The 18,857-nt window shown below is 63.5% G+C and carries 24 protein-coding genes and 1 tRNA gene; 16 read left to right on the top strand and 9 right to left on the bottom strand.

The features are described 5' to 3' along the window. The 4 genes from EOA33_RS05975 to EOA33_RS05960 all read right to left on the bottom strand — a co-directional run. Nucleotides 1–425: FAD-dependent oxidoreductase (locus EOA33_RS05975; protein ID WP_145989075.1), on the bottom strand; the 425-nt coding region annotated here is incomplete at its 3' end. A gap of 18 nt (nucleotides 426–443) precedes the next feature. Beyond that, nucleotides 444–1,838, bottom strand: a complete 1,395-nt coding sequence (locus EOA33_RS05970) for an NAD(P)/FAD-dependent oxidoreductase (RefSeq protein ID WP_245482248.1) — start codon at nucleotides 1,836–1,838, stop codon at nucleotides 444–446. A 34-nt stretch (nucleotides 1,839–1,872) separates the two neighbouring features. Further along, nucleotides 1,873–3,024 (bottom strand): patatin-like phospholipase family protein, encoded by a 1,152-nt coding sequence (locus EOA33_RS05965; RefSeq protein ID WP_127405179.1) that lies wholly within the window; start codon nucleotides 3,022–3,024, stop codon nucleotides 1,873–1,875. Between the two features lie 25 nt (nucleotides 3,025–3,049). Further along, nucleotides 3,050–3,832 (bottom strand): 3-hydroxybutyrate dehydrogenase, encoded by a 783-nt coding sequence (locus tag EOA33_RS05960; RefSeq protein WP_127405178.1) that lies wholly within the window; start codon nucleotides 3,830–3,832, stop codon nucleotides 3,050–3,052. A gap of 275 nt (nucleotides 3,833–4,107) precedes the next feature. On the opposite strand from EOA33_RS05960, the gene EOA33_RS05955 reads away from it, so the two are divergent. Beyond that, nucleotides 4,108–5,022 carry a LysR family transcriptional regulator gene (locus tag EOA33_RS05955; RefSeq protein ID WP_127405177.1) on the top strand — a complete coding sequence of 305 codons (915 nt, stop codon included), beginning with the start codon at nucleotides 4,108–4,110 and terminating at the stop codon, nucleotides 5,020–5,022. Between the two features lie 62 nt (nucleotides 5,023–5,084). On the opposite strand, the gene EOA33_RS05950 is transcribed toward EOA33_RS05955, so the two are convergent. From EOA33_RS05950 to EOA33_RS05935, 4 genes are all read right to left on the bottom strand, one after another. Then, nucleotides 5,085–5,549, bottom strand: a complete 465-nt coding sequence (locus EOA33_RS05950) for a DUF302 domain-containing protein (protein WP_127405176.1) — start codon at nucleotides 5,547–5,549, stop codon at nucleotides 5,085–5,087. 44 nt (nucleotides 5,550–5,593) lie between these two features. After that, on the bottom strand, nucleotides 5,594–6,796 hold the full coding sequence (locus EOA33_RS05945) for an MFS transporter (protein WP_127405175.1): 1,203 nt from the start codon (nucleotides 6,794–6,796) through the stop codon (nucleotides 5,594–5,596). A 90-nt stretch (nucleotides 6,797–6,886) separates the two neighbouring features. Then, complete coding sequence (locus tag EOA33_RS05940; RefSeq protein ID WP_126059243.1) at nucleotides 6,887–7,387, bottom strand: cupin; 501 nt, start codon at nucleotides 7,385–7,387, stop codon at nucleotides 6,887–6,889. A 186-nt stretch (nucleotides 7,388–7,573) separates the two neighbouring features. Beyond that, nucleotides 7,574–8,488: a LysR family transcriptional regulator gene (locus tag EOA33_RS05935; RefSeq protein WP_126056533.1), complete on the bottom strand. Its 915-nt coding sequence runs from the start codon at nucleotides 8,486–8,488 to the stop codon at nucleotides 7,574–7,576. 317 nt (nucleotides 8,489–8,805) lie between these two features. Here EOA33_RS05935 and EOA33_RS05930 point away from each other — a divergent pair, with 317 nt between their 5' ends. From EOA33_RS05930 to EOA33_RS41295, 7 genes are all read left to right on the top strand, one after another. After that, the gene (locus EOA33_RS05930) at nucleotides 8,806–9,666 is read left to right on the top strand and encodes a hypothetical protein (protein ID WP_127405174.1); all 861 of its coding nucleotides are present in this window, start codon (nucleotides 8,806–8,808) and stop codon (nucleotides 9,664–9,666) included. Nucleotides 9,667–9,902: 236 nt separating this feature from the next. Beyond that, nucleotides 9,903–10,172, top strand: a complete 270-nt coding sequence (locus tag EOA33_RS05925) for a DUF2282 domain-containing protein (RefSeq protein ID WP_127405173.1) — start codon at nucleotides 9,903–9,905, stop codon at nucleotides 10,170–10,172. Nucleotides 10,173–10,215: 43 nt separating this feature from the next. After that, entirely contained in the window at nucleotides 10,216–11,250 is a 1,035-nt protein-coding gene (locus EOA33_RS05920; protein WP_126056538.1) for a DUF692 domain-containing protein, read from the top strand. Further along, nucleotides 11,237–12,022, top strand: a complete 786-nt coding sequence (locus EOA33_RS05915) for a DNA-binding domain-containing protein (RefSeq protein WP_127405172.1) — start codon at nucleotides 11,237–11,239, stop codon at nucleotides 12,020–12,022. Before EOA33_RS05920 ends, EOA33_RS05915 begins: the two co-directional genes overlap by 14 nt. Nucleotides 12,023–12,033: 11 nt before the next feature. Then, entirely contained in the window at nucleotides 12,034–12,510 is a 477-nt protein-coding gene (locus EOA33_RS05910; protein WP_126056540.1) for a DoxX family protein, read from the top strand. Then, the gene (locus EOA33_RS41300) at nucleotides 12,507–12,926 is read left to right on the top strand and encodes an NAD(P)H-dependent oxidoreductase (RefSeq protein WP_210211292.1); all 420 of its coding nucleotides are present in this window, start codon (nucleotides 12,507–12,509) and stop codon (nucleotides 12,924–12,926) included. The genes EOA33_RS05910 and EOA33_RS41300 overlap by 4 nt, the downstream gene beginning before the upstream one ends. Before the next feature lie 28 nt (nucleotides 12,927–12,954). After that, nucleotides 12,955–13,242, top strand: coding sequence for an NAD(P)H-dependent oxidoreductase (locus EOA33_RS41295; protein WP_127400780.1), 288 nt, complete (start codon nucleotides 12,955–12,957; stop codon nucleotides 13,240–13,242). Nucleotides 13,243–13,298: 56 nt separating this feature from the next. Here EOA33_RS41295 and EOA33_RS05900 read toward each other — a convergent pair. After that, nucleotides 13,299–13,373 (bottom strand) — tRNA-Thr (locus EOA33_RS05900). A gap of 271 nt (nucleotides 13,374–13,644) precedes the next feature. Here EOA33_RS05900 and EOA33_RS05895 point away from each other — a divergent pair. From EOA33_RS05895 to EOA33_RS05860, 8 genes are all read left to right on the top strand, one after another. Continuing rightward, entirely contained in the window at nucleotides 13,645–13,845 is a 201-nt protein-coding gene (locus EOA33_RS05895) for a hypothetical protein (protein WP_126056541.1), read from the top strand. A 135-nt stretch (nucleotides 13,846–13,980) separates the two neighbouring features. Then, a complete protein-coding gene (gene murA, locus EOA33_RS05890; protein WP_126056542.1) occupies nucleotides 13,981–15,273 on the top strand; it encodes a UDP-N-acetylglucosamine 1-carboxyvinyltransferase in 1,293 nt (430 codons plus the stop codon). Between the two features lie 234 nt (nucleotides 15,274–15,507). After that, nucleotides 15,508–15,939: a DUF2948 family protein gene (locus tag EOA33_RS05885; protein WP_126056543.1), complete on the top strand. Its 432-nt coding sequence runs from the start codon at nucleotides 15,508–15,510 to the stop codon at nucleotides 15,937–15,939. A gap of 9 nt (nucleotides 15,940–15,948) precedes the next feature. Then, nucleotides 15,949–17,241, top strand: a complete 1,293-nt coding sequence (gene hisD, locus EOA33_RS05880) for a histidinol dehydrogenase (RefSeq protein WP_126056544.1) — start codon at nucleotides 15,949–15,951, stop codon at nucleotides 17,239–17,241. Between the two features lie 2 nt (nucleotides 17,242–17,243). Continuing rightward, nucleotides 17,244–17,729 carry a UPF0262 family protein gene (locus EOA33_RS05875; protein WP_126056545.1) on the top strand — a complete coding sequence of 162 codons (486 nt, stop codon included), beginning with the start codon at nucleotides 17,244–17,246 and terminating at the stop codon, nucleotides 17,727–17,729. A 42-nt stretch (nucleotides 17,730–17,771) separates the two neighbouring features. Further along, nucleotides 17,772–18,182 carry a low molecular weight phosphatase family protein gene (locus tag EOA33_RS05870; protein WP_126056546.1) on the top strand — a complete coding sequence of 137 codons (411 nt, stop codon included), beginning with the start codon at nucleotides 17,772–17,774 and terminating at the stop codon, nucleotides 18,180–18,182. 127 nt (nucleotides 18,183–18,309) lie between these two features. Continuing rightward, nucleotides 18,310–18,528, top strand: a complete 219-nt coding sequence (infA, locus tag EOA33_RS05865; protein WP_006200926.1) for a translation initiation factor IF-1 — start codon at nucleotides 18,310–18,312, stop codon at nucleotides 18,526–18,528. Between the two features lie 19 nt (nucleotides 18,529–18,547). Further along, nucleotides 18,548–18,857, top strand: a 310-nt coding sequence (locus EOA33_RS05860) for a Maf family protein (protein ID WP_190234204.1), incomplete at its 3' end; no start/stop codon positions are given.

The following is an 18,857-nucleotide window of genomic DNA, read 5'->3' as shown; positions in this document are numbered from 1 at the left end:
CGTGGCTCCGAGCCGGTGGCAATGACGATGTTCCTGGCCTCGATTTCCCGCCCGTCGACGCGGATGGCGTTGCTGCCGATAAAGGCGGCCTCGCCGTGGATGACATTGACGCCTCGCTTGGCCATCAGTCCGGACAGCCGGGACGGAATGTCCCTGATCATTTCCTTTTCCCGCTCGATCAGCGCGCTCCAGTCGAGCCTCGGGGAATCGATGCTGATCGCATGCCGATCGGCCCGTTCGATTTCATCAAGCGCATGGGCCGCCGCAACCAGCACTTTCTTCGGCGTGCAGCCGCGATTGGGGCAGGTGCCGCCAAGGTCGCGGGCCTCGATCATGGCGACGGAAAGCCCTGCGGCGCGGGTCGCGACCGTGACGCCCATTCCTGCATTGCCGCCGCCAAGGACAACCACGTCATACTTTTCCATCTAGCGACTCCGCCCTGCCTAGTGGAGCTTGATCCGGGGTCTGGTGCGCCTGACCACCATCTCGCCGATCGAGTCCAACGCGGTCTTTGCGAGGCCGTGCACCGCCTTGAGATGCATCTTGTGCAGCGAGCGATAAACGAGCCTCGCAAGCAGGCCCTCGATCTTCAGCCCGCCGATCAGGCTGCCGAACGCACCGTAGTCGGCAAGCGAGACAAGGGAGCCGTAGTCGCGGTAGCGGAAGGCCGGCGTGGCCTGTCCCGCGAGGCGCGCGGCAACCACCTTCACCAGGTGGTCGGCCTGTTGATGAGCCGTCTGGGCGCGAGGCGGCAAGGCATTGTCTTCGCCCGGCAGGACGCAGTTCGCGCAGTCGCCGATCGCGAACACATTCTCGTCTCCTACAGCACGCAAGGTCTCGTCCACCATCAGGCGGTTGATGCGGTCTGTCTCGAGGCCATCGAGAGTCTTCAGGAAATCCGGCGCCTTGATCCCGGCCGCCCAGACCACGAGCTCTGCTGGCACAAACAGCTTTTCGCCCAGCCTGATGCCCTCCTCGGTCACTTCGGTGACCTTGATGCCGCAGCGTATCTGGACGCCCATCTTGATGAGCAGGCGTGCCGAAGCCCGCGCCATGTGCTCCTGAAGCGCCGGCAGGATGCGCGGCCCGGCCTCGACGATGGTGATGCGAATCAACTTCTCGAAGTCGATGTTGTCGAGGTTGTGCGAAGCGATTTCCCGCATCGTTTTGTGCAGTTCCGCGGCCAGTTCGACGCCGGTCGCTCCGGCGCCGACGATGACGCAATGGAGCTGACCGGGCGACAGTTGCTCGTATTGCGCATTGGCCCGCAGGCATGCGTCTATCATGCGCTTGTTGAAGCGGGTGGCCTGCTCAGCCGTGTCGAGCGAAATGGCATGGCGCGCGGCACCCGGCGTGCCGAAATCGTTGCTGACGCTGCCGACGGCCAGCACCAGCGTGTCATAGCCCAGCACCCGCGGCGGTATGATCTGCCTGCCGTCGTCGTCGAAGCTGGGCGCGACGAAGACCTGGCGCTTTGCACGATCGATGCCGACGACTTCGCCTATACGGTATCGATAGTGGTGCCGGCTGGCATGGGCGATGTATTCGACGGCGTCATGCGAAGTGTTCAGCGCGCCCGACGCCACCTCATGCAACAGCGGCTTCCAGATATGGGTGCGGTTGCGATCGACAAGTGTGACGGAAAGCCGCCGTTTGCCGAACTTGCGGCCGAGCCGTGTCGCCAGTTCCAGGCCGCCGGCGCCGCCGCCCACAATGACCACGCGATGCAGGGACTTGTCCGCATGCGAGGGAGTCTCCGTGATCGTGCGGAACAGCGCGGCATTGTTGGCAAGCACGGCTTCCGGAATCAATCGCATGCCGGGGGTGATGATCTGCATCGGTGGTCTCCGTGTCTTCCTCGGCGCGCGCCCATCACTCTTGCGACTCGTGGATGACGATGCCCTGCAGCATGTCGACCTCGCATTCCCACGGCTTTTCCGCGAGGACGCGCTGCCCATGCTCGTATCCTGCTTGCCAGCGAGTGCGGATGCCCGAGCGGGTGAAATCGATGTCCTTGGTGTGGTCCTCGCCGTCGAGGCGCGGCGAAAGGAGCCGGACAAGATGCATGACCGAAGGGCAGCCATAGGACGCCAACTCCTTGAAGATGGTATCCTCGCGCCGCTCCTCGGGGACGAGCTTTCCCATTTCTCGCACGACGTGACGAAGCCGATGCAGCTGCTCCTGGCGGGCCACGTGGCTCTTGCCGCGGCTGGCGTATTGAAGGTCCTTTTGCCGCCCCATCACTTGCCAGATCGATTTCGGCTCCGTGGCGCGCGGCTGCCACATGTTGACCGCAAAGATCAGCGCGTCGCGCCGCGGACGTGCGTCGAGCACCACCTCGATCGGCGTGTTCGAATAGATGCCACCGTCCCAGTACGGCTCGCCGTCGATGCAGACGGCTGGAAACGCCGGCGGCAAGGCACCTGACGCCATGATGTGCGCCACCGACAACGTCATCTCACGCGTGTCGAAATATTTGAGTTCGCTGGTGTTGACGTTGACCGCGCCGACCGTCAGTCGCGTGTGGCGCCCGTTGAGGTAGTCGAAGTCGATCAGATTGCTCAGCGTCCTTTTGAGCGGATCGGTGGTGTAATAGGATGCATTCTCGACGCCGACCTCGCGATTGAGCCCGAACATGGCGCTTGGGTTCGGTTCGAAGAAACCGGGGATGCCGCGCATCACCGTGCCCATGTTGGCGAAGATATTGCTCGGAACCATCATCCGGAAAAACTCGTCGAGCGGGCTGCTCCGGCAGACGCCGTCCCAGAACTCCTGAAGCCTCGGCAGGCGATCCCTGGGGTCGTTTCCGGCAATCAGCGCGGCGTTGATGGCGCCGATCGACGTGCCGATGACCCAATCCGGTTCAACGCCGCCTTCGACGAGCGCTTGGTAGACCCCGGCCTGATAGGCCCCAAGCGCACCACCGCCTTGAAGGACAAGGACGGTCTGGCGTTTGGGCTCACCCTGAGGGCCGATCTCAAGTGCCGCCTCGGAGACGGGCGGATTTCGCGTGATCCTGTTCATGGCCTTGTCGCTCCTCGTTGCCGGCTCAATGGGCGGTCCAGCCGCCTTCGATCGGCATGACTGCGCCGGTGATCGAGGCCGCTTCGTCCGAGGCTAGGAACAGGCAGAGCGCAGCAACCTGCTCCACCGTCACGAACTGCTTGGTCGGCTGCGCGGCCAAAAGCACATCCTTGATCACCTGCTGTTCGGTGATCCCGCGCGCCCTCGCGGTGTCCGGTATCTGCTTCTCGACCAGCGGGGTGAGCACGTAGCCGGGGCAAACCGCGTTGACGGTGATGCCCTGCTCGGCGACTTCCAGCGCAACCGTCTTGGTCAGGCCGGCGACACCGTGCTTGGCCGCGACGTAGGCGGATTTGTAAGGGGAAGCGACCAGAGCGTGCGCGGAGGCGACGTTGATTATGCGACCCCATTTGCGCGCCTTCATCGCCTGCAGGGCACGCCGGATCGTATAGAAGGAAGACATGAGATCGATCGCCACGACCGCTTCCCATCTCTCGATCGGGAAGTCATCGATCGGCGCGACATGCTGAATGCCGGCGTTGTTGACCAGAATGTCGACCGCGCCGAATTCTGCGATGGCCTTGTCCATCATCTCCGTGATGGCATCGCCCTTGCTCATGTCAGCGCCGTCATAGCGGACGGTCACACCGTGGTCGACGGCCAGTTTTTTCCGCAGCAACTCGATCTCGCCGGCATTTCCGAAACCGTTCAGAACGATGTTGCAGCCCTTGGCCGCGAAGGCTTCGGCGATGCCTTGGCCGATGCCGCTGGTCGAGCCGGTGATGAGTGCTGTCTTTCCATTGAGCATCGTCATTTCCTCTTGTTTGAGCCGCGGGCGCGAATGGCCAGTGGTTGCGAGCGACGGGCTGCAGCACCCCGGCTCTGGATCTGCGGACCAGTATGGCGAGCGGCCCGAAACTGCGGAAATGCCGTTGAGACATGGATTCGATAGCCGACGGTCAGATCGTGGTCCCGCATCCGAGGTGTCGATCGACCGATCGGGTTGTTTGACGTAAGGGCAGCTAGTAAGATCATCCGGCAACGCGGGGGCGTGCGTATGCGCGTTCGGTGAGGGAGCGTGCAGTGGAGATCAGCCAGGTCAGATACTTCTTGGCCGTCGCCAAGGAGCTGAATTTCACCAGGGCGGCCGAGCAGTGCAATGTCACGCAGCCCGCGCTTTCACGCGCCATCAAGCTGCTGGAAGACGAATTCGGCGGAGCGCTATTCCACCGTGAGCGCCGCTTCACGCACCTCACCGAGCTCGGCCGCATGGTCGAGACCTATCTCGAGGGCGTCTTCGAGAACTCGCGCCAGGCAAAGCAGATCGCCGAGCAATATGTGAATTTGAAAAAGATGCCGCTCAGGGTCGGCATCATGAGCACGATCGCCCCGGACGAGATTATCGAGCTCATCGCGGCTGTCCGGGGGCATCATCCTGGCGTAGAGCTTCACCTTTGCGATTCTGACGCCGTGAGCCTGAGGCGGAGGCTGCTGGAAGGCAACCTCGAGGCCGCCATCTATGCGTTGCCGTCGAACGTGCCCGACGAAGAAGTGCATTCCCTGCCACTGTTTCAAGAGCAGATGGTGATGGCGGTTCACCTGGCTCATCGCCTCGCCAACCAGCGCATGGTGCGGGTGAAGGATATGAGCAACGAAAGCTACATCCACCGCAACAATTGCGAGTTTGCAGGCTATGCGGATGCCATCCTCGCCGAGCAGGGCGTCACGGTCAGCCCGGTCTACTGGAGCGATCGTGACGACTGGACGCTGGCGATGATCGCGGCCGGGCTCGGTTTCGGTTTCATGCCTGAGCACACCGCCAAGCACCCGGGCGTGGTGGCCTTGCCAATCACCGAACCGGAGTTCTGGCGCGAGGTCAATCTTGTCACCATACGCGGCCGCAGGCACTCGCCTGCAGTCGGCGCGCTGGTGCGCGAGGCCACGCAGAAGAAGTGGTTCGGCGAACGGGCGAAGGCTCTGGCCGCCGCCGCCGAGTAGTTTCGCTGTGCGGGGCGCCCTCCTTGGATGCACAGGCAGCGGATCTCCGGCACTGTCCGCGCTCAGTTCTTTCTTACCGTCGAGGTCACGGACTGGATGACCTCCGTCGCCATCTTGAACTGCGCGGTGCGGTCGGTGATGCCGTGCCGTTTGGCGATCCAGTCGAAATCGCTGTAGGCGGCGTAAACCGAACCATCGGGGGTCTGGTAGACCAGCACCCGCACCGGCCAGTCCAGGCCGGCCTCGGGATTGGACGTGATGAAGGTAGTGCCGAGCGCCGGATTGCCGAACATCACCAGCCGGGACGGCCTGACATCGTTGCCGGCATTCTTGCCAAGCCTTGCCTGGTCGATCACGCCGAAGAACATGATGCCCTTCTTCAGCACGTCCTTCTTGATGCGAGCCACGGTCTCGGCGACGGAATAGTCGCTCTTGACCGTGACGACGCCGTCGGATGCGGCGGCCGGAAGGGCAACCGCCATCAGCATGGCGGCGCCTGCAATCATGGTTTTCAGGTAGTTGGTCATGTCAGTCTCCTTGGTTGGATAGCGAAGTTGTCGGTCTTTGCGTGTCACGTCCTCGGCGTTTGCAACATGCGCGCAGTCGCGATCGCGCCGGCGAGAACCGAGGCGAGCACACCCACGCACGCGGCCCAGCCGATACGGTCGTAGAGCTGCCCGATGATGAAGCTGCCGGCGAGCCCGCCCGCATAGTAGGACGCAAGGTAGATGCCGCTTGCGGCGGCGCGATCGCGCGAGGCGGTCCGGCTCACATGCCCGGTGGCTATCGCCTGCGCCAAGAAGGTGCCGATGGCGACCAAAGCCATCCCGGCAAGAACGACCGGGAGGCTGGCGGCGAGCAGCAGAAGCAGTCCGACGATCGCCAGCCCGAGTGTCGCTCCGATCCCTCCGCTCGGACCGAGACCTGCCGCGACGCGCCCGGCAAGCGGGGTCGTCAGCATCGAGGGCAGGAAGACGAAATAGACCGCGCCCAAGGCCATCGGTGTCAGCGACAGCGGTGTCGCAACGACCTGGAAGTTCACATAGGTGAAGGTGCCGATGAAGACGAAAAGGATCAGGAAGCCGATCGCGAAACAGGCGCGCAGCTCGGCGTTTTGCAGCGGAGCCTTCCATGCGGCGCGGGCGGGCTCGCCCATCCCATCGGCGCGCATCATTGCAGAGGTCTTCTGCAGTGTGAGCCAGACAAGGGCGGCGCCGAACAGATTGAGGCCGGCGAAGATCAGAAAATTGGTGGAGATGCCGAATGTGTCGGCGACGGCGGCTGACATCAGCCGGCCGAAGAAGTTGCTGGCAACATTGCCGGTCACGTAAGCCGCAAGCGCGCTCGTCGTCTGCCGCGCGGAGAAATGCTCGGCCAGGTAGGCCATCGTCAGCGTAAAGGCGGTCGACATGCACAAGCCTTGCGCTACGCGCAGCAGGGCGAAGACCACAATGCTGTCGGTCTGTGAAAGCAACGTCGTCGGGATCGCCAAAATGGCCAGGCTGATCCAGATGCCGTTGCGGCGATCGATGCCGCGACCGAAGAGCGCGACGGCGATACCGGCCACCGCCATGCCGAAGGTGCTGGCATTGACGGCGAAACCCATGGTCGCGCGACTGACGCCGAATCTTGCCACCAGCGAAGGCAGGATGGCCTGAGTGGCGAACAGGTCGACAAGCGTCAGAAACGCGATCAAGGCAATCAGGCCGAAGCGCCAGCTGTCCGCGGCAACCATGCGGAGCCGCCTCGGTTCGGTATGTTCACTGGACGTCATGTCAGGCTCCGTGGCCACACGTCCCCAGGCCATCGCCCGAGGACGCGATTTTATTGCTGATGCTGGGATCTGCTGACCGCGACGAGCGGCTCACATCATGTGGTCTTCGTGCATCGCAGGCGGCAGGACGTCGGCCGAATAGAGCACCGCTGGAACCTTGCCGTTGTTCTTCCACCAGTGGGCGAGCTGGCCGAACTCGGCCGTCGCGTCGCCGGCCGGATGTTCGATGCCGACCTTACAGGTGCTGCGGTATTCGGTGATCGAGCCCTCGACCACCAGAATGTTTGCCGGGCGGACATTGTGCTCATGCCACGGCACTACGCCGCCAGGCTGAACAACGAGCTTGCGCAGGCGCAGCATGTTGCCTTTCCAGCCTTCGCCCTTGCTGCTTAAATCGATTGCGGAAAGGACCGTGTCGGTCACGCCGACCGGTTTACTGGGATGTTCCTGGATGTCGGTGGTGGCGGCCTGGCCAGCAGGGCAGTCGCCGGCGAAAACCGGAGCCACCGAGAACGCGGCGGTCGCGGTGAGAAGTCCGAGTGTCAACGCCAACTTCAGCGGCACCCGCAATGCAATAGTCTTGCAAGCCATGTCTAGTTCTCCTTTGTCGGTGCCCAATCGCGGAAGCGGGGCATGAGTGGAGAGTGACGGCAGCCTCGACGAAAGAGAAATGCTGACTGGCTCTTAATTCGATACCTGAAAACTATGATGGACAACCGCGCCAACGAGACTGTTTCGCCACGACATTTATCGCGGCGTTAGACTTCATTTCGAATGCTACGCAGCCGTTTTCCTGGCCGGCAGATCTATGCCGCTTTCCGGCCAGCTGTGTGCCTTGACACTGTTCACGAAGGTCGAGGTCGCCGGTGAGAACCGGCGGCCCGACACGACGACCAGCGAGACCTCCCGCCAAACCTCGGGGTCGATGACAGGCCTGATCTGCAAGCCCGGGATGACGGCGCTGAATTCCGGGATGAAGCAGATGCCAAGTCCACCGGAAACCATGTTCTGGATCCAGTCTTCGCGCTCGCTGGCGTAGGATATCCTGAGCTTCACACCGCGGTCATTGCAGAGACCGGCGAGGTGGTCGCGATACTCGCAATTCAACCTTCTCAGGTAGTTCTCGCCGTCGAGTTCGGAAATGGCGACATTGTCGTTGCGAGCCAGCCGGTGACCGTTCGGGAAGGCCAGGACGAACCGCTCGCGATAGAGCGGAGTGACGTCGAAACGCTCCGGAAAACTGTTGCTGGACGCCATGATGGCGACGTCGATCTCACCCGCTTCAAGCAGTTGCGACAGCGAAGCCGGCACACCCTCCACCAGCTGCAACTGGATGCCCTGCTGGCGTCTGTTGAAATCGGCCAGCAAGCCGGTGAAGCGACGCGGACCAATGGTGCACATGACGCCAACCTTGAGATTTGCGTTTTCCAGGCAAAGGAATTTCGACGCCTCCTGGCGCACGCCGGTCACCTCGTCGAGGATCTGCTGGAACCGCGGGCGTAGCAGGGCACCCAGATCGGTAAGGTGGGTCAGGTTCCGTTCGCGGCGAAACAGCAGGCCGCCGACCTCATCCTCCAACTGCTGGATGGCGCGCGACAGCGCTGGTTGGGTGACGTTGCATTTTTCGCCGGCGCGCGTGAAGTTCCGCGTCTCGCACACGGCCAGGAAGTAGCGGATGTGATGAATGTCCATGCCGGTTTATCCCTCTGCTGCATAGATGCATGTGCAGGTTGGAACCGTGCCGCAAACCATTCCATCACGCCAATGCACGGGGGCTATGAAGTCGATAGCGTTTCGTCATGCGCCAATGGCGGGCCAGGGCCCGCCATCAGAGTTGGTGACACGCATCGCCTGGCCTGATCGGGAGGAAGAGTGCGGCCCGAAAAGACCGGCAGCCAATGCAATCTGCCTATGGACTTCATGCCACCTTGGCATTTCGGCTGAAGAAGAAGATGCGGCAGTCTCCTCACCAGTCGCCCCGCCAGCGACTTTGGGATGGAGACCAAGAGATGCACGTCCAGTCCGGAACGCGAATTGACCAGGCCATCATTCCCGGGACGCGTTCCCGGCTGGAAGAGGGGCAGTCTGTCGACATCATCCTGGCAAGTGATGCACACGGCGCCTTCGTCTGGGGCGTGCTCGACCGCCTGCTGGATGAGCCGAACCTTGTCTTCAGCGCCGTTACAGCGTCCGGTTTCGGAGCTGTGGAGGCGGCGGTCCTGGCCTACGGCTTGAGCCTTGGCGGCCGGCGTGGCGCTCGGATGGCGCTCACCAACTTCTGGCGGCGCGTCAGCCACGCCTCGATGTTCTCCATCGACAGAGCCAGTCTGCTTCGATCGATACTGGAACAGTCGATCGACATCGAGCAACTCCGCGACGAGCGCTGCCCGGTGAAACTCGGCGTCCTGGCCGTCAACGCCGGCACCGACGCCGTGAAGGTCTTCACAGGCGAGCAATTGTCGATCAACGCGATCGTGGCGGCAGCCACCGTCCCGTTCCTCTCCCCGCCTGTCGAAATCGACGGCGACAGCTATTGGGGTGATGGCGAGCTCTCGCAGTTGCCGCCTGCTCGGTCGCCGAAAACCAGCCATCGCCTGATCATCGCAGGTAGGCCTTCACTGTTCACGACACTATGTCCGGATCGCAGCTTCTCCTCCACCCATTGCACGACCAAATGCGCGCCGGTTCACACCATCTTCGACAGTCAATACCGAGGTGGGGCTGCGCTCTTCGCGAGACCCTGGATCGACTGGGGTGAACTGACTGGCTTGCGTGACAGAGGTCGGCAATGTGCCGAAGGCTGGCTTGTCGCCGATCTTTTCGGCATCGACGAACGCCCAGCTGTCGGCTGCCGAGCCCAACACATATAGGCGCGCCTCCCTCCCGCCTAGCAGCGTCTGCTTCGCATACTCCCGAACGCAGGCGCCAAGCCCTCCGGTGGCCCCCGCCGGAGGGCTTTTTCGCATCGCTCTCCAGAACATAGTGGCCGCGTATCAATTCCATGCCGAGACAGCATTTCAGCTCGGCGTCACGATCGGAGAGACTGCATGCAGACGGGCCCTGGAGGCCGGTCTTTCCCTCGAAACACCAACCAGGAGACAAGCCTGTGATCAACACCAAGACCCTCATCGGATCGGCGCTCGCGGCCGCCACTTCGCTCGCCGCGACGGCGGCCTACAGCGGTCCCGCCGCCAAGCCCGGCTTCGCCTTCGAGAAGTGCTACGGCGTCGTCAAGGCCGGCCAGAACGACTGCCAGACCGCGACGCATTCATGCGCCGGCACCGCAACCACCGACAATCAGCCGGATTCCTGGCTCTACGTGCCCGCAGGCAGCTGCGCCAAGATCACCGGCGGCAGCGACAAGCCGAAAGCCTGAACGATCCAGACTTCGAACCGACCCTCTTGAATGGAGCAGACCGATGTCCCGTGCGTTTCAGCCCCTCGCGATCCCCGCATCAGCGGGCATCGGTCTTCGCTCCCCCCACATCTCGGAGATGCTGACGCGACGGCCCTCCGCCGGCTGGCTCGAAGTTCATGCCGAGAACTACATGGGAGACGGCGCCTGCGTCGAGGCGCTAGAGCGGCTGCGTGAGATCTACCCGCTTTCGGTGCATGGCGTTGGCCTGTCGCTCGGCAGCGCGCGGGGAGTTGACCGTGCCCATCTGGAGCGCCTGCGCAAGGTCTGCGCGCGCTTCCAGCCCGATCTGGTCTCGGAGCATCTCGCCTGGAGCGTTGCCGACGGCGCCTATCTCAATGATCTCTTGCCGCTGCGCTATGACGAAGAGGCGCTGGCCGTCGTTGCCCGCAATGTCGAGACCGTCCAGGACACGCTGAAGCGGCAGGTGCTCATCGAGAACCTGTCGGCCTATCTGGCCTTTGCGGACTCCTCGATGAACGAGGCCGAATTCCTGGCCGAGCTGGTGGCGAGAACAGGCTGCGGCCTGCTGCTGGACGTCAACAACGTCCAGGTTTCGGCGCACAATTTGCAGTATGACGCCAAAGCCTTCATCGATGCGCTGCCGGCCGACGCGATCGGCGAAATCCATCTTGCCGGCCACGCGATCAATCAGGTCGGTGCCGACACCGTGCTCATCGACGACCATGGCTCGCGGGTGCCGCCGGTCGTCTGGGCGCTCTACCAGCATGCCGTGGGCCGGCTCGGACCGCGCCCGACGTTGATCGAATGGGACACCGACGTTCCCGTTCTCGACGTGCTGCTTGGCGAAGCGATGTGGGCCGACATGCTGACCGCCTCGATCATGTTCAACCGTCGGCAGGTTGCGAGACGCAACCAAACGACCGAAGCCCGGTCGGCGCCCATCCGCCTTTCTCTCGAAGGCGAAACGACGACCAGCATGCCGGTGCTTGCGGCGTTTGCCGCTGCCAGAGCCGCCAGGCCGTCCATGTCCGCAGCGTTGCCGTCAATTGAGGAGGAATACCATGCTGCCGCTTGAACTCCTGCAGACCACCCTGGCGCGATCGGTGCTCGCCATGGAACCAGTCGCAGCCGCAAATGTGCTGACCGCCGGCAGGGCCGATCCGTTGGCCCGCCTGCGCATCTACCAGAACAACACGCGCAGTTCGCTGACCGCGGCGCTGATGGCGGTTTTTCCCGTCACCGTCCGGCTGGTAGACGAACGCTTCTTCCGTTATGTGGCGAGCGAGTTCATTCGACGCCACCCGCCGGTTGAATCCCGTCTTTCGCGCTATGGGGCCGGCTTCCCGCGCTTCCTGAAGACCATCGACACGCTGTCCGACATGCCGATCGTCGCCGAAACGGCGCGGCTGGAATGGGCCATAGCGGAGGCACTCGATACGGCTTCGCTGCCGCCCCGCAGCCTCGCAGAATACGACAACACCGACCTCGGGCCCTCGCCGGATATCCTGCTCCAGCCTTCACTGCGGCTGATCGTCTCGCACTGGTCGATCCTGTCGGTATGGATGGCGCATCAACAGGAGACGGCGGCCGACGAAGGCACCACCTGGACAAGGCGTCCCGAACGTGTGGCGTTGTGGCGATCGGGGAACTATGTGCGGCTTTTTCTGCTCGACCGCGCGAGCTTCGCCTTCTGGCATTCGCTGAAACACGGTCTCGGCCTCGAGCATGCCACTGGCCGTGCCCTGGCTCTCGACCCGACCTTCGACCTGGTTTCCGCCCTTATGCGTCTGTTCCGCGACAGGCTCGTCACCAACGTGCGAGTCGCCGCGAATTCCCCCTCAAATTGATGGAGATGGTCATGACCGCAATATCCGAACACTCCTCGTCCAACCCGGCCGGCTTTGTCGGCTTCTACAAGCGTATCATCAAGCTTCCCGAACACATTCCGTTTTCGCTGGTCCAGCTCGCCGCACGCGTCGCGGTCGCGCATGTCTTCTGGCAGTCCGCGCAGACGAAGCTCGTATCCTGGCCGGTGACGCTGCAGCTTTTCGCCAACGAATACAATCTGCCGTTCATCGACCCGTCGATCGCGGCGCTACTGGCCACGGCGGCTGAACTGACGGGCTCGGTGTTGATATTCCTCGGGCTGTTTTCGCGCCTCGCTGCCCTCATGCTGATCGGCGTCGTCTCCGTCATCCAGATCTTCGTCTATCCGGAGAACTGGGCGGAGCACCTGCTATGGGCGTCGTTGCTGCTGCTCGTGCTGGCACGCGGCGCCGGTGTGTTCTCGCTAGACTATGTCGCGGCGCGGGTTCTCTCGGCGCCTGGAAGGTGAACATTCCGACCGAGGGGGAAAAGCACGGTGCGCATCTTCATCGTTCACGCCCACCCCGAGCCCAACAGCTTCAACGGCGCCCTGACCCGCGCCGCACAGGGTTGTCTGCGGCGGGACACGAAGTTGTTGTCTCAGATCTCTATGCTATCGGCTTCAACCCAATATCAGATCGTCGCAACTTCACGACGATACGCGACGCAAACTACTACCGTCAGCAGTCTGAGGAGGCGAACGCGGCTGCCCATGACGGGTTCGCGCCGGACATCCAGGCGGAGATGGGCAAGCTTTTCTGGTGCGACGCCTTGATCCTGCAGTTCCCGCTCTGGTGGTTCGGGCTGCCGGCGATCCTCAAGGGCTGGGTTGACCGAGTGTTCGCGTCCCGGCGGCCGCATCTATGGCGGCGGCAAATGCTATGATCGCAGCGTCTTTGCGGGAAAACGAGCGATGTGTTCCGTCACCATCGGCGGACCGCCGCCGATCTATTCAGGCTGTGGACTGAACGGCCCAATCTCGGAGATCCTGTTCCCGTCAACCACGGAATGCTCCATTTTTGTAGGCTTCACGGTTATCGAGCCTTTCCTTGTGCACGCACCAGCGCGCATCAGCGACGGTGAACGCCAGAGGTGGCTCGATCGTTACCGCGAATGCGTCCTCAGCCTCGCGAATGCTCCGACGATCACGCATCCGAAGCTCGCGGACTTCGACGACGCCCATGTCCTGAAATCGGTGTGAAAGATGGGCACAAGCCCTTGCATGTCAAGGACTTCAGCGATTTCAATGGGATAGGCTGGTGCTGCGAGAGAGGATTGAACTCTCGACCTCTCCCTTACCAAGGGAGTGCTCTACCACTGAGCTACCGCAGCCGATGGCGGGGCTTCTGCCATAACGAACCGGCGAGCGCAAGGCCAAGAAAAACCTAAAGTGTCGCGCTTCATCGTCGCAAAACCGCCACGCGGTTTTGGGCGGCATGACCCTGAGTGTTGCATGTCGTTGTCCCGAAACCACTGCGCACTTTTTGGGCGACATGCATTGGCAATGCCGCGGCTGTGGAAGCCGCCTTCCTCGACATGGCCGCGCCACAATGTTGGCTATGCCTCAGCAAGGTTGGCTAGTCAGCCGGCCGGGGATGGGACGATGAATGACAAGGCAAATCCACCGAAAAAAGGCGCAGGCGACCGCAAGGACCGGCTCGCCGAAGCCTTGCGCGCCAATCTCGGGAAGCGCAAGGCGCAGTCGCGCTCGCGCCGCTCGGGCGACGCCGACAAGCGGCGCGCCAATGAGCCCGATCAGCGGCCGGAAGGATTGCCGACTGCTGGAAAAATGCACAAGGACTAGCCCAAACCCGGCCACACTGCTCCGCCACACTCGGCGCAGGGGACCCAGAATCCTTGAACCAAGCCGGCCAATGGTCTAGACGGGCCGATACTCAAACGATTGAACCGGCCGTTCCGGCCGAGGGGACATTCTCTCATGGATCGCATCAGAATTGTCGGCGGCAACAAGCTCGCCGGAAGCATTCCGATCTCCGGCGCGAAAAACGCGGCATTGCCGCTGATGATCGCCTCGCTGCTCACCGACGACACGCTGACGCTGGAGAACGTGCCGCATCTGGCCGATGTCGAGCAATTGATCCGCATCCTCGGCAATCACGGCGTCGACTATTCGGTCAACGGCCGTCGTGAGAAGCAGCAGGAAGGCTATTCGCGCACCATCAATTTCTCCGCCCGCAACATCGTCGACACCACGGCGCCGTATGAACTGGTGTCGAAGATGCGCGCCTCCTTCTGGGTGATCGGGCCGCTGCTGGCCCGCATGGGCGAGGCAAAGGTGTCGCTGCCGGGCGGCTGCGCCATCGGCACGCGCCCGGTCGACCTGTTCCTGGAAGGCCTGCAGGCGCTCGGCGCCGATCTCGACGTCGACACCGGCTATGTCATCGCCAAGACCAAAAACGGCCGTCTCGTCGGCAACCGCTATGTGTTCCCGAAAGTGTCGGTCGGCGCCACTCATGTGCTGATGATGGCTGCTTCGCTGGCCAAGGGCGAGACGGTGCTGGAAAACGCCGCTTGCGAACCCGAGATCGTCAACCTCGCCGAATGCCTCAACGCCATGGGCGCCAGGATTTCCGGCGCCGGCACGCCAACCATCACCATCGATGGCGTCGAGGCGCTGTCGGGGGCCCGCGTGCGCGTCATTCCCGACCGCATCGAGACCGGCACCTATGCGATGGCGGTGGCGATGACCGGCGGCGACGTCGTGCTCGAAGGCGCCCGACCAGAATTGCTGCAGACCGCGCTCGATGTCATTTCCGAGACCGGCGCCGAGATCACGCCGACCAATTCCGGCATCCGCGTCCGGCGCAACGGCGCCGGCATTGCGCCGGTCGACGTGACGACGGCGCCCTTCCCGGCCTTCCCGACCGATTTGCAGGCGCAGTTCATGGGCCTGATGACCATGGCCAAGGGCAAGTCGCGCATCACCGAGACCATCTTCGAGAACCGTTTCATGCATGTGCAGGAGCTCGCCCGGCTCGGCGCCCACATCACGCTTTCCGGCCAGACGGCCATCGTCGACGGCGTCGCCAAGCTGAAGGGCGCGCCGGTGATGGCGACCGATCTGCGCGCCTCGGTCTCGCTGGTCATCGCTGGCCTTGCCGCCGAAGGCGAGACCACGGTCAACCGCGTCTATCACCTCGACCGCGGCTTCGAGCGGCTGGAGGAGAAGCTTTCCGGCTGCGGCGCGGTGATAGAGCGGATTTCGGGCTGACGGCCGCAAGGCACCCGTTGCAGACAAAGAGGCCTTCAACTCGTTTTGGAATGGCCAATTGTTAAAAGTCGGCGCCGCCCCTCATCCGCCTGCCGGCACCTTCTGCCCGTAAACGGGGGAGAAGTCCGCTGGCAAACCTGAGCCGGTTGCCTTGACAGAAACCCTGTGCGGTTGCGCGGAATGGAAAGACCGCCTAACACGAAGCTTGAAACCAACGTTAGGTACAAATTCCGCATGGCTCTCAAGCTCATCGCGCTCGACGACCAGGACCTGGGCATCGTCTCGGCCCATGTCCAGGACGCCGTGATGAAGGTCTCGGACCTCGAATTCCTGCCGGCGGCCAAGCGCTTCGTGCTGACCATGAACCGTTTCGTCTGGGAGGCGAAATCCAGCCTGTTCCGCCAGCACAATGAGCGGCGGCAGGCGGTGCTGCATTTCGACCGCGTGCTAGGCGCCAAGACCAGCGGTATCGCCCGCGACAAGCCGGCCGAGGTGCTGTCACTTTTGGCGATCAGCTTTGTCGAAATCAGCAAGCCCGCCGGCATCGTCGAGCTTATCTTCTCCGGCGGCGGCACGATCATGCTCGATGTCGAGTGCATCGAGGCGCGGCTTGCCGACATAGGCGGCACCTGGGAAGCCTCCTCGCGTCCCGTGCACAGGGCTTGAGCGCAGCAGATGGCCATCACACTCAGCCATTCCGACGCCGATTTCGAGCAGCGTTTCGCCGCCTTCCTGACGACCAAGCGGGAGGTGTCGGCCGATGTCGACGCCGCGGTGCGCGAGATCGTCCAGTGCGTGCGCGCCGAGGGCGACAAGGCCCTCATCGACTATACGCTGAAGTTCGACAAGGCCGACCTCGCCAAGCTTGGCGTCGCCGTCTCCAAGGATGACATCGCCAAGGCCTATGCCGAGGCCGATCCGCAAACGGTCGAGGCGCTGCGCTTCGCCCGCGACCGCATCCGCTCGCATCACGAGCGGCAGAAGCCGAAGGACGACCGCTACACGGACGCCGCCGGCGTCGAGCTCGGCTCGCGCTGGACGGCGATCGAGGCTGTCGGGCTCTACGTGCCGGGCGGTACCGCAAGCTATCCGAGCTCGGTGCTGATGAACGCGGTGCCGGCCAAGGTTGCCGGCGTCGAGCGCATCGTCATCGTGGTGCCGGCGCCGGGCGGCGTCATCAACCCGCTGGTGCTGGTGGCGGCCGATATCGCCGGCGTCTCCGAGGTCTACCGCGTCGGCGGCGCGCAGGCGATCGCCGCCCTTGCCTATGGCACGGACACGATAAGGCCGGTCGCCAAGATCGTCGGGCCCGGCAACGCCTATGTCGCGGCGGCCAAGCGCCAGGTGTTCGGCACGGTCGGCATCGACATGATCGCCGGACCGTCGGAAGTGCTGGTGGTGGCCGACGGCAGCAACGACCCCGAGTGGATCGCCGCCGACCTTTTGGCCCAGGCCGAGCATGACGTGTCGGCGCAATCGATTCTGATCACCGACGACCCCGCCTTCGGCAAGGCGGTGGAGGAAGCCGTCCAGCGCCAGTTGCAGAACCTGCCACGCGCCGAGACCGCCGCTGCAAGCTGGCGCGATTTCGGCGCCGTCATCCTGGTGCCGACGATCGAAGCCTCGCTGCCGCTGGTCGACCGCATCGCCGCCGAACATGTGGAACTTGCCATCGACGACGCCGAGGCCTTCCTTGCCAGGATGCGCAATGCCGGCGCCGTCTTCCTTGGCCGCCACACGCCCGAGGTCATCGGCGACTATGTCGGCGGCTCAAACCACGTGCTGCCGACCGCGCGCTCGGCGCGCTTCTCATCGGGGCTTTCGGTGCTCGATTTCGTCAAGCGCACCTCGATCCTCAAGCTCGGGCCGGAGCAGCTGCGCACGCTGGCGCCGGCGGCGATCGCGCTCGCCAGGGCGGAAGGGCTTGATGCGCATGGCCGTTCCGTCGCGATCAGGTTGAACATGTAGCGATGTCCGACTACGACCAAACCCGCGCCAGGCTGATCGATGTCGAGCTCGACGAATCGATCGGCCGTTCGACGCCCGATGTCGAGCACGAGCGGGCGGTGGCGATCTTCGACCTGATCGAGGAAAACAGTTTCCAGCCGGTCAATGACGACGGAGCCGGACCGTACAGGCTGAAGCTGTCGCTGGTCGATTCCCGGCTGGTCTTCGCCGTGGCGCGCGAGGATGGCGCGGCCGTCGTCACGCACATCCTGTCGCTGACGCCGCTGCGGCGCATCGTCAAGGACTATTACCTGATCTGCGAAAGCTATTACGACGCCATCCGCTCGTCGACGCCGAGCCATATCGAGGCGATCGACATGGGCCGGCGCGGCCTGCACAATGAGGGTTCGCAAACTCTGATGGACCGACTTGCCGGCAAGATCGACATCGATTTCGACACGGCGCGCCGGCTGTTCACGCTGGTCTGCGTGCTGCACTGGCGAGGCTAGGCCCTGGCCTCGCTGCCGCATTCGGTCCTCTTTCTGTGCGGCATGAACGCCGTGCGTTCGCCGATGGCCGAGGCGCTGGCGCGGCGCATGCTGCCCTCGGCCATCTTCGTCGCCTCGGCCGGCGTGCGCGCGGGCGAACGCGACCCGTTCGTCGACGCGGTGTTGACCGAGGACACGCTGTCGCTCGGTGAGCGCCAGCCGAGGACCATGGACGAGCTGGAGGACGACTATTTCGACCTGATCGTCACGCTGGCGCCGGAGGCGCACCACGCGGCGCTCGAGCTCACCCGCTCGCTCGCCGTCGAGGTCGAATACTGGCCGATGCCGGACCCGACGGATGCCGGCGGCACGCGCGAGCACATCATGGCCGCCTATCGCGATGTGCGCGAGCGCCTGAAGGCGCGCATCGCCAGACGTTTTCCCGCATCCGAGGCAAAAAGCGCCTTGGATTAAGCGTGTTCACAAGCGGACGATTATCATATAGGTTTCGCCGAAATTCCGGCCGGAGTCGGATGATTTCCGGTCGGTTCGGCCGGAAATCATCCGAGCGCCGGAACCGAAATCCAAGCAAAGGTATCGAATGCCGAAGGAAGAAGTCCTCGAGTTTCCGGGTGTGGTCACGGAACTGCTGCCCAACGCGATGTTCCGGGTGAAGCTCGAAAACGAACACGAGATCATCGCCCACACGGCCGGCCGCATGCGCAAGAACCGTATCCGCGTGCTGACCGGCGACAAGGTCCTGGTCGAGATGACGCCCTACGACCTGACCAAGGGCCGCATCACCTACCGTTTCAAGTAACAGCCCGGCGCGACCCCAGATGAGCATCCTGCAGAAGCTCGTGCTTGCCTCGGGTTCGCCGCGCCGCATCGAGCTGCTGCAGCAGGCCGGCATCGAGCCGGACCGCGTGCTGCCGGCCGATGTCGACGAGACGCCGCTGCGCGCCGAGCATCCGCGCTCGCTGGCCAAGCGGCTTTCCAAGGACAAGGCCGAGAAGGCGTTCGCCTCGCTGAAGAGCGAGGACGACTATGCGCCGGGCTTCGTTCTCGCCGCCGACACGGTGGTGGCGGTCGGCCGCCGCATCCTGCCCAAGGCCGAGACGATCGACGACGCCTCCCACTGCCTCCGCC

It is taken from the genome of Mesorhizobium sp. M4A.F.Ca.ET.050.02.1.1, assembly GCF_003997725.1.
Lineage (GTDB): Bacteria > Pseudomonadota > Alphaproteobacteria > Rhizobiales > Rhizobiaceae > Mesorhizobium.
Note: the sequence above shows the minus strand (reverse complement) of the source record. Positions and strands in the feature narration are given on the sequence as shown.

What these genes read in the sequence shown, in the direction of transcription:
- EOA33_RS05970 (WP_245482248.1), bottom strand. Translation starts at nt 1,838, where the DNA reads ATGCAGATCATCACCCCCGGCATGCGATTGATTCCGGAAGCCGTGCTT.
- EOA33_RS05915 (WP_127405172.1), top strand. Translation starts at nt 11,237, where the DNA reads ATGCTGCCGCTTGAACTCCTGCAGACCACCCTGGCGCGATCGGTGCTC.
- infA (WP_006200926.1), top strand. Translation starts at nt 18,310, where the DNA reads ATGCCGAAGGAAGAAGTCCTCGAGTTTCCGGGTGTGGTCACGGAACTG.
- murA (WP_126056542.1), top strand. Translation starts at nt 13,981, where the DNA reads ATGGATCGCATCAGAATTGTCGGCGGCAACAAGCTCGCCGGAAGCATT.
- EOA33_RS05945 (WP_127405175.1), bottom strand. Translation starts at nt 6,796, where the DNA reads ATGACGTCCAGTGAACATACCGAACCGAGGCGGCTCCGCATGGTTGCC.
- EOA33_RS05895 (WP_126056541.1), top strand. Translation starts at nt 13,645, where the DNA reads ATGAATGACAAGGCAAATCCACCGAAAAAAGGCGCAGGCGACCGCAAG.
- EOA33_RS05935 (WP_126056533.1), bottom strand. Translation starts at nt 8,488, where the DNA reads ATGGACATTCATCACATCCGCTACTTCCTGGCCGTGTGCGAGACGCGG.
- EOA33_RS05960 (WP_127405178.1), bottom strand. Translation starts at nt 3,832, where the DNA reads ATGCTCAATGGAAAGACAGCACTCATCACCGGCTCGACCAGCGGCATC.
- EOA33_RS05910 (WP_126056540.1), top strand. Translation starts at nt 12,034, where the DNA reads ATGACCGCAATATCCGAACACTCCTCGTCCAACCCGGCCGGCTTTGTC.
- EOA33_RS05950 (WP_127405176.1), bottom strand. Translation starts at nt 5,549, where the DNA reads ATGACCAACTACCTGAAAACCATGATTGCAGGCGCCGCCATGCTGATG.
- EOA33_RS05875 (WP_126056545.1), top strand. Translation starts at nt 17,244, where the DNA reads ATGTCCGACTACGACCAAACCCGCGCCAGGCTGATCGATGTCGAGCTC.
- EOA33_RS05930 (WP_127405174.1), top strand. Translation starts at nt 8,806, where the DNA reads ATGCACGTCCAGTCCGGAACGCGAATTGACCAGGCCATCATTCCCGGG.
- EOA33_RS05920 (WP_126056538.1), top strand. Translation starts at nt 10,216, where the DNA reads ATGTCCCGTGCGTTTCAGCCCCTCGCGATCCCCGCATCAGCGGGCATC.
- EOA33_RS05870 (WP_126056546.1), top strand. Translation starts at nt 17,772, where the DNA reads ATGAACGCCGTGCGTTCGCCGATGGCCGAGGCGCTGGCGCGGCGCATG.
- EOA33_RS05940 (WP_126059243.1), bottom strand. Translation starts at nt 7,387, where the DNA reads ATGGCTTGCAAGACTATTGCATTGCGGGTGCCGCTGAAGTTGGCGTTG.
- hisD (WP_126056544.1), top strand. Translation starts at nt 15,949, where the DNA reads ATGGCCATCACACTCAGCCATTCCGACGCCGATTTCGAGCAGCGTTTC.
- EOA33_RS41295 (WP_127400780.1), top strand. Translation starts at nt 12,955, where the DNA reads ATGTGTTCCGTCACCATCGGCGGACCGCCGCCGATCTATTCAGGCTGT.
- EOA33_RS05885 (WP_126056543.1), top strand. Translation starts at nt 15,508, where the DNA reads ATGGCTCTCAAGCTCATCGCGCTCGACGACCAGGACCTGGGCATCGTC.
- EOA33_RS05965 (WP_127405179.1), bottom strand. Translation starts at nt 3,024, where the DNA reads ATGAACAGGATCACGCGAAATCCGCCCGTCTCCGAGGCGGCACTTGAG.